Origin of the sequence: Corynebacterium phocae, assembly GCF_008693075.1 — a bacterium.
Classification (GTDB): Bacteria; Actinomycetota; Actinomycetes; order Mycobacteriales; family Mycobacteriaceae; genus Corynebacterium; species Corynebacterium phocae.
The window spans coordinates 70790-77875 of sequence record NZ_VXKJ01000006.1 but is presented as its reverse complement, the minus strand read 5'-3'; the positions used below and the strand labels follow the sequence as shown (position 1 = coordinate 77875).

4 protein-coding genes are annotated in these 7086 nt (G+C 56.6%); 3 read left to right on the top strand and 1 reads right to left on the bottom strand.

Features of this window, described 5'->3' with window-relative positions:
• Positions 1-317: 317 nt before the first annotated feature.
• The gene (gene lpdA / locus F4V58_RS00855; protein WP_075732546.1) at positions 318-1730 is read right to left on the bottom strand and encodes a dihydrolipoyl dehydrogenase; all 1413 of its coding nucleotides are present in this window, start codon (positions 1728-1730) and stop codon (positions 318-320) included.
• A 773-nt stretch (positions 1731-2503) separates the two neighbouring features.
• Here lpdA and F4V58_RS00850 point away from each other — a divergent pair.
• The 3 genes from F4V58_RS00850 to F4V58_RS00840 all read left to right on the top strand — a co-directional run bounded on the left by F4V58_RS00850 (position 2504) and on the right by F4V58_RS00840 (position 7078).
• Positions 2504-4018: an alpha/beta hydrolase gene (locus F4V58_RS00850; protein WP_075732544.1), complete on the top strand. Its 1515-nt coding sequence runs from the start codon at positions 2504-2506 to the stop codon at positions 4016-4018.
• A 235-nt stretch (positions 4019-4253) separates the two neighbouring features.
• The gene (locus F4V58_RS00845) at positions 4254-5357 is read left to right on the top strand and encodes an alpha/beta hydrolase (RefSeq protein WP_075732542.1); all 1104 of its coding nucleotides are present in this window, start codon (positions 4254-4256) and stop codon (positions 5355-5357) included.
• Positions 5358-5623: 266 nt separating this feature from the next.
• Complete coding sequence (locus F4V58_RS00840) at positions 5624-7078, top strand: M1 family metallopeptidase (RefSeq protein WP_075732540.1); 1455 nt, start codon at positions 5624-5626, stop codon at positions 7076-7078.
• The last annotated feature ends 8 nt before the right edge of the window (positions 7079-7086 follow it).

Here is a 7086-nt window from a genome sequence, read left to right as displayed (position 1 = left end):
TCAACGGCCAAAAATTCTACGCCCAACCGCCGCTACCTCCAGAAGTCGACCAGCTCATTCAACGACTTCCAAAACCTGACTAAAATGAGCCAAGTCAGGAGCAAAATGATAGGTCCCGGCAACAGCGCATACAACGCAATTGCCCCACCAAAGCTAGACTAAAAGGGTCCGGCGAAGCTGTGGGGGTTGCCTAACCAGGAAGTTTATCTTGGACATATGAGCTGCCGTGCTACCCGCCCTAAAGAAAAACTAAAGAGTACCTACCGCCGATTCTGGCGGTAGGTACTCCGGTGGGGTGAAACTCTCTAGAGTTCCACTTAGAGGTTGATCATGTGTCCACCAATGCCCTCTGCGGCCTCTTTCATGGCCTCAGACAGGGTTGGGTGGGTGTGGACGTTGCGTCCGATTTCCTCAGTGGTGAGGTCAAAGCGCTGGGCTAGGGTGAGCTCAGGGAGCAGCTCAGAGACGTTGGAGCCAACCATGTGGCCGCCAATGAGTTCACCGAACTCACCATCAGCGATGAGCTTGACAAAGCCAGCGGTCTCATTAAGGCCGGCTGCCTTGCCGTTCGCGGAGAACGGGAAGGTAGCAACCTTGATATCGCGGTCAGCGAACTTCTCACGGGCCTGTTCCTCGGTGTAGCCGAAGGAGGCCACCTGTGGGTTACAGAACGTTGCACGAGGCATGTTCATGTAGTCACCCAACAGCTGAGTTTCCGCACCAGCGATAACCTCAGCGGCCACAACACCCTGTGCTTCCGCCACGTGGGCCAGCTGCAGCTTAGCGGTCACGTCACCAATAGCGTAGATGCCATCAACGTTGGTACGCATATGGTCATCAATATCGATTGCACCGCGGTCGGTGAGCTTCACACCGGTGTTTTCCAGGCCAAAGCCTTCCACACGTGGCGCGAAGCCAATGGAGATCATGCAGCGGTCAACAGTCAGCGTATCCGTCTTGGAGCCGTCCTTGGATTCAACCTCAACAGTGACGTTGTCACCGTTGTCCTTAACGGAAGTGGTCTTGTAACCCGTCAGGAGCTTAACGCCCAGCTTCTTGTATTGCTTGGCAATCTCTTTGGAAACGTCCTTATCCTCATTAGGAAGAACGCGGTCCATGAATTCCACGATGGTTACGTCCACGCCATAGTTAGCCAGGACGTACGCGAATTCCATACCGATAGCGCCAGCGCCAACGATAACCATGGACTCCGGTGCTTCATCATTGAGAATCTGCTCTTCATAAGACACGATGTTGCCGCCCAGCTCAACGCCAGGGAGGGAACGGACTACTGAGCCGGTAGCGATGATGCAATTGTCAAAGGTAACAGTCTTACCCTTGTCATCACCCTCGGTTATCTCAATAGTTTTTGCGTCCTTGAAGGAGCCAAGACCGTTGATTTCGGTAATCTTGTTCTTCTTCATCAGGTAATGGACGCCCTTGACAATTCCGGTGGAAACCTTGCGGGAGCGCTTGTGTGCGACTCCGAAATCGAAGGAAACATCACCGGAGATGCCAAATGCCTTAGCTTCATGGTTGAAGGTGTGGGCAACTTCAGCATTCTTCAAGAGTGCCTTGGAAGGAATACAGCCAACATTGAGGCAAACGCCGCCCCAATACTGCTTCTCAATAACTGCAACCTTCTTACCTAGTTGGGCTGCTCGAATGGCAGACACGTAACCGCCGGGGCCCGCGCCTAGTACTACTACGTCATAATGTTCATTAGTCACGCCCTACAGGATACGTGGCCACAGCCAATTTGTCTCCAAAAGCCCCCTCAACTACCCCGAATAGGGCACCCTTAGCCGGGGTACCGTGGCAGTTTCCACCGGTTGGCTGTTTAGATGCTGACAGCAAAAGGTGCGGGAATGGAAAATCCGCAGATCGTCCAGCCCCGCACCGCAGTCCGTGAAATGAGCCAGTAGGTAAAACACCCAGTAGCTTATTCAAGCAAGCGTTTTACTTAGAACCAGTGTTTTACTTAGAACCAGTCACCATGATGGTGGAGGAAGCCGAAGATCCCTCGTGGATGAGCATGCCTAGAACTTCGTTGATAAAAACAATGAATGCGTCGAACATCAAAATATCCTTTCACTAGCGGGCAACCGCTGATTTCTCTACCGCTTGAATCCTAGCGGTAATCCTGTCACACAGAGTCTAGCCAGGTGTTACTCGCATTGTGAACCTGAGCGCGGTTGAATGCGCGGTGCCGGGGGAGCACGCCCCTCCCCGGGGTTCAGTAACGGTTGCGGGCGCTAAAGCGACAAGCTGACCAAGACACCGTAAATAGCAGGGCGAACGAAAGAACCGACTCGTGACACACCACCCGTCACACTAATCACATAAGCAACAATCTTTTGCTAGATTAAAGGCATCGTGGCTTCCTGACGGAGCCAGGTGTCCCTTGTTACTCCTCTCAGTTCACAACAGTGGCTGAAAGTGGTAAAAGATTTCTCTAGGAAATCAATCAACTAAATCTCAAACTCGTACAGGAAATGACACTATGAAACTCAGCCGCTTTGCCACCGGTGCCACCGCACTGGCACTAGCATTTTCTACCTTTACCGGCCCCACCGCACTAGCCGGTGAACCCGCACCCATGCCAGCAAACCTGCAGGCCCCCGACGGCAGCGACCTTATCAAGGAAATGGATCTGGAAGCCGCAGCACGTCCATATCTTTCCGCAGACGGGTCCACAATGGACGCCCCCGAAGGTAAAAGCTGGCTGCTATCCGCCTGGAACAACCGCGACCGTGCTACGAACCAGGCCGGCAAAATCAAGTACTACGAGGTCTACTCCGAGTCCATGGGGCGCCGGATTCCCGTCAACGTCATCACCCCCACCGGTGAATTCGATGTAGCACGTCCTACCATCTACTTGCTCAACGGAGCAGGCGGCGCAGAACAAGGCGTTGACTGGATCACCATGACCGCCGGCCGTGACAATGAGATGGAAGACGTAGTTGCGTTCTACACCAAGAAAAACGTCAACGTGGTCATCCCCCAGGAAGGCGCATTTTCCTACTACACCGACTGGCTAACTGAGCCCAAGGGTCCCTACTACAAGGGCCCACAAATGTGGGAGACGTTCCTAACCAAAGAACTGCCAGGACCACTGGAAGCCAAGATCAACGGCAACGGCAAGCGCGCCGTAGCAGGCATGTCCATGGCCGCAACCTCTTCCCTGCTTCTGGCAGAGCACCACCCTAAGTTCTACGACGCCGTAGGCTCCTACTCCGGCTGCGCCGCAACCAACACCCTGTTCCCACGGTTCTATACCTACCTGACCGTTCAGCGCGGTGGCGCGAACCCAGACCAAATGTGGGGCCCCATGTGGAGCGACTACGCGGTCTACAACGACGCTCTGGTCAACTCCAACAACCTGGCCGGCAAAGAAATCTACGTCTCTACCAACTCCGGTCTTGCAGGTGAGACTGACATGCTCTCCTACATCATGGACCGCAGGGGCGGCTCCTCCATGGAGAACTTCTCCGCCGCATTTAAATCTTCCTCCACCCTAGTGGTTGAAGGTGGCGCAATTGAAGCCGCCATGAACGCCTGCACCCACGACCTAGAGCGCAAGATGGCCGGCGAAGGCATTACCGGTAACTTCAATTACCGCTCAACCGGTACCCACTCCTGGCCAGGCTGGCGCAAGGACATCCACGAGTCCTGGCCTACCTACGCCAAGGCCTTTGATCAAAACCCTGATCCTAAGTTCGAGGACCCTGCACGCCTGGGTGCCGCCCCAGAGGTTGCCACGGCAGACGACGTTAAACCGGTAGATGGCCCTAAGCCAGCTGATGACAAGGCTGCCATCAAACTAGATCCTCCGGCCGACGCCCCAGCTGATACCGCCGGTACAGTCCCCGCAGAAGAAGTTGCAGCGATTGCCGATAAGGTACTTGAAGAAGCTGCTGCAGCACCGGCACCGGCACCGGCACCTGCGTCTGCGCCAGCACCGAGCCAGCCTGATCCGGCACCAGCTGCCGCGCCAGCACCAGCACCTTCGGCTTAAGAAATAGCCCGCCCCTAAAATTGCCCTAGCCAAGGTAACCACTTGGTTGGGGTAAATTAGGAGGTGGCGCTTTTCCCACGGTGAATGCGCAAGGCTTTCGATAATCAAACCTCAGTTCAGTGCCTTTTAGAAAAACAATGGCACAACTAGGCTGGTTGTCCTTTTTATCCGTTGGCATTCGCGTTCGCTTTAAAATTTCTATCCTTCCCTTCCATTTTTCCACGAAAGATTTTCCATGAGTCTAAACTTCCGGCGCTTTCGCAGCGCAGTGGTCACCGCTAGTGCAGCCGCCATTGCTGCCACCGCCGCTCTTGTTCCCACCGCCTCCGCCGCAACGCTGACGCCACAACAAGTGGCTGGCAACGCGCCGCAGTCTGTGGTTAGTGACCTTGAGGTCACCCCCGCAGTGGCGGACCGGACCTGGTTCCAGAAATTTGGAAATGACCCCCGGGTTCTGAAGCTACAAGCAACCTCCCCAGCAATGAACGGCCGGGTAGTGCCCCTAGCGGTTATTCCAGCAGGTGAGCCAGGCCGGCCCACCATCTACTTGCTCAACGGTGCCGGTGGCGCAGAACAACAGCAAGACTGGTTGACCATGTCCCAGCTAGTGGATTTCTATGCGGATAAGAAAGTCAACGTGGTAGTGCCACAGGCTGGTGCCTTCTCCTACTACACCGACTGGATTAGTGAACCCAACGGCGCGTACCTCAAGGGCCCGCAGAAGTGGGAAACATTCCTTACCAAGGAACTCCCCGGCCCACTAGAGGCCCGCCTGGGGGCCAACAACAAGCGCGCTATTGCCGGTATGTCCATGTCCGCCGGCTCTGCCTTCAGCTTGGCTCAGCACAACCAAGGTTTTTATGACGCCGTGGGCTCTTTTGCCGGCTGTGGGCTGACCGCCTACCCACTGCAATACGAGTTCGTGCGGGTAACCGTCAACCGGGGTGGCGCACAGCCAGAGCAGATGTGGGGCCCAATGGGTTCTGACACCAACCGCTGGAACGACGCCTTTATGAATGCCGAGCAGCTACGCGGCACGGAGCTCTACATCTCCTCCGCCTCCGGACTGGCCGCTGAACAAGACTTGCCTGGTTACTACATCCAGCGCGGCTACGACCCACTGGTATCAACCATAGGCTCCGCCCAACTAATCATTGAGGGCGGGATCATCGAGGCAGCAGTGAACAACTGTACGCACATGATGAAGGCCCAGCTTGATAAGAAGGGTATTCCTGCGGACTACAACTTCCGCAACACGGGCACCCACTCCTGGCCAGGCTGGCGTGAAGACATTGAGAAGTCTTGGGGCACCTTCTGGCGCGCATTCTACGCCAAGTAGGCCCCAGGCTCTTTAATCACGGCGGTACTTAGCCCCGGTGGTGACGGGATGAACTCCCCAGTCACCACCGGGGTTTTGCTTTGCCCTGCACCGCAGTTGTTGCTCGGTTGGGTACTTGCCTGGGCTTATTTTTTAGGTTTTTGGTCTGACTTGTTGTTGCGGATTTGCCTAGTATTCCTGACAGGTCTTTCTGGTGGGGTCTTTTGCTGGGGTGGGTGCAGCCCAAGTAACCCTTTTACCGTGTGAGCGGTAATATCCCTTGCATCATGTTTGAGCTCACCCCCGCCGCACGCTCCCGTGTGCTGGACCCCAACCGCGACCACTACACGGCAGTGGCCTACAACCTTGGCTTCAAAGTCACGCACTACCAGCTTGACCTGACCTACCGCGTGGAACCCAACCGGCTGCAAGGGGAGGCCACCTTATCCATCACTACCGCCCGCGACAAGCGTAATGGCGGTGTTTCTGTACCGGTTGGCTCTGCTCTAGCTGGCTCTGCGCTCCCCGGCGCGGATGGGGACGGCTCTTCCCGCAATGGTGACCAGGGCTTAAGCCGCCTAACGCTGGATTTGAGCGGGGGCCTGGTGGTGCGGCGGGTCATTTGCACGGGCGCAGCGCGCGTTACCCGCTTCACGGTATCCAACGGCAAGCTGCGCGTGTACTTCGCAGAACCCATCCCCGCCGGCACGGACTTCCAGCTAACCATCCGCTACGGCGGCAGCCCGCGCCCACGCCGGACCCCTTGGGGCACACTGGGCTGGGAAGAAACGGATTCCGGCTCCCTAGTAGCCAGCCAACCCAACGGCGCGCCCACCTGGTTCCCGTGTGACGACACCCCAGGACAAAAAGCCACCTATGACATCACGATCGTGGCGGATAACCCCTTCACGGTTATCTCCAACGGAACACTAGTAAGCAAGCGCGCCCACGGCTCCACCACCGCCTGGCATTACCGCATGGACCACCCCATGTCCACCTACTTGGCCACCGTCATGGTGGGTGAATTCATAGAAATCCCCCTAGGCCCCCGCACCCGCGCCTGGGCCCCGGCGCGTCTCAAAGCCCAAGTGCTAGAAGAATTTGCCAACCAAGAAGACATGCTCATCCTCTTCGAGCGCCTCTTTGGCCCCTACCCTTTTGCCGAATACCAGGTAGTCATTACCGAAGATGAGCTAGAAATCCCTCTTGAGGCAGAAGGGTTGTCCATATTTGGATCCAACCACGTGCGCGGGGATCACACCTTTGAGCGCCTCATTGCCCACGAACTCAGCCACCAATGGTTTGGCAACGCCGTAGGCATTGCCCTGTGGCGCGATATCTGGCTCAACGAAGGCTTTGCCTGCTACTGCGAATGGCTCTGGGCGGACTACGCTCATAACATCCCGGCGGAGGAAATGGCGTACTCCCACTACCGGATACTGGCGCGCAAACCCCAAGACATTGTGCTGGCAGACCCCGGCCCGCGCGACATGTTTGATGACCGCGTCTACAAGCGCGGCGCTCTACTAGTTCACCACCTGCGGGTATTCATGGGTGATGACGCCTTCTTTGCCGCCATCCGCAGCTATCTCTACTCCCACCGCCACAAGGTTGCCACCCCAGACAGCCTGCGCGAACACCTGCTGCGGTACGCGGATGGGGAGGGTGCGCACGAGGGTATCAGCAACATCATGCACGCCTGGCTGGACCAGACAGCCCTGCCGGCCTTTCCCCGTGACTAGCACCAACA